The organism is Nocardia sp. NPDC004582 (assembly GCF_053602115.1).
The window spans coordinates 1-1,674 of the sequence record NZ_JBSGCY010000294.1 but is presented as its reverse complement, the minus strand read 5'-3'; the positions used below and the strand labels follow the sequence as shown (position 1 = coordinate 1,674).

At 71.0% G+C, this 1,674-nt stretch carries 1 protein-coding gene; it reads left to right on the top strand.

The genetic code is table 11. The annotated features are described in order from the left end of the window. Positions 1-34 precede the first annotated feature (34 nt). Positions 35-1,543, top strand: coding sequence for a purple acid phosphatase family protein (locus ACWELJ_RS34120; RefSeq protein ID WP_452370177.1), 1,509 nt, complete (start codon positions 35-37; stop codon positions 1,541-1,543). Positions 1,544-1,674 lie beyond the last annotated feature (131 nt).

Below are 1,674 nucleotides of genomic sequence, written 5' to 3'. Positions count from 1 at the left end.
TTCAAGGCCATGGTGACCCACGACGCGGGCGCCCATCTCAGCCTCACCAAGGGCGGCGCTGCGGAGCGCCGGATCCGACGGCGCCGCCTGGCCGCGCTCGGCCGAACTCGTCACCACTCCCGACCGGGCGGCCGCGCCCCGGGTCTCCGGCCTGCACCTGCAGTTCGGAGCCGACGCGGCCCGCGAGGTCGTGGTCACCTGGCATACCACCGGATCGGTCACCGCGCCCACCGTGCGCTACGGCACCGCCGACTCCGGATTCGGCACCGCGGTGGCCGCGCGGACCCGCACCTACCGGGATGCCAAGTCCGGCATCGAGATCCAGGCCCACCACGCCCGGCTCACCGGCCTGTCCCCCGACACCGACTACGTCTACGCGGCCGGGCACGACGGCGCGCCGCCCGAACTCGGCACCATTCGCACCGCGCCCGCCGGGCGCGCCAGGTTCCGGTTCACCAGCTTCGGCGACCAGGGCACCCCCACCGTCGGCAAGATCGTCGACGGCAAGGCCGTCAACGACAACCTCGGCTCCCAGTACGCCGGCGACATCACCGCCGCGGTGGAATCGCTGGCCCCGCTGTTCAACCTGGTCAACGGCGACCTCTGCTACGCCAACCTGTCCACCGACCGGGTCCGCACCTGGAACGACTGGTGGGCCAACAACTCTCGCTCGGCCCGCTACCGGCCCTGGATGCCCGCCCCCGGCAACCACGAGAACGAACTCGGCAACGGGCCCATCGGCTACCAGGCGTTCCAGACCTACTTCACCGTCCCCGACGCCGGCGCCGAGGAACACGCCCAGGGCCTGTGGTACTCGTTCACCGTCGGCGGCATGCGGGTGATCGCGGTCGCCAACGACGACGTCTGCCTGCAGGACGGCGGCAACAGCTACGTCAAGGGCTACTCCGGCGGAGCCCAGAAACGCTGGCTGGAGAGCGAACTCGCGAAAGCCCGCGCCGACCGTGGCATCGACTGGGTGGTGGTGTTCATGCACCAGGTCGCCATCTCCTCGGCCGACAAGTTCAACGGCGCGGACCTGGGCATCCGGCAGGACTGGCTGCCGCTCTTCGACAAGTACCAGGTCGACCTGGTGCTGTGCGGGCACGAACACCATTACGAGCGTTCGCATCCGGTGCGCGGCGTGACCGGGTCCGAGACGCTCACCCCCCAACCCGCCGACACCCGCAAGGACCTCGTCGACACCGGCAAGGGCACCGTGCACCTGGTGATCGGGGGCGGCGGCACCTCCGCACCGTCGAATCAGCTGTTCTTCCCGGGCGACAAGTGCCGGGTCATCACCGCCGTGGGCGCGGCGGACCCGGCCACCGGCAAGAAGGCCCCGGTCTACGTGCTCGAGGACGCGCCCTGGTCGGCGTTCAAGGACGCCGAACATCCTTACGGCTTCTGCGCTTTCGATGTCGACCCCGGCCTGCCCGGCGGGAACACCACCATCAAGGGCACCTATTACGCCCTCACCGGGCCGACCAGCGAGCTGAAGGTCGTCGACACGTTCACCCTGACCCGGCCGCGCGCGGATCGCTGAGCACAGCCGGGCACGGGCCACCGCGCACGGCCGGGCACGGGCCACCGCGCGGCCGTCCTAGGGTGGGAGCGTGACGGACGAGCGGGACAAGACGGCGTGGCGCGCGGAGATCCTGGCGCGCCGCAAGGCCC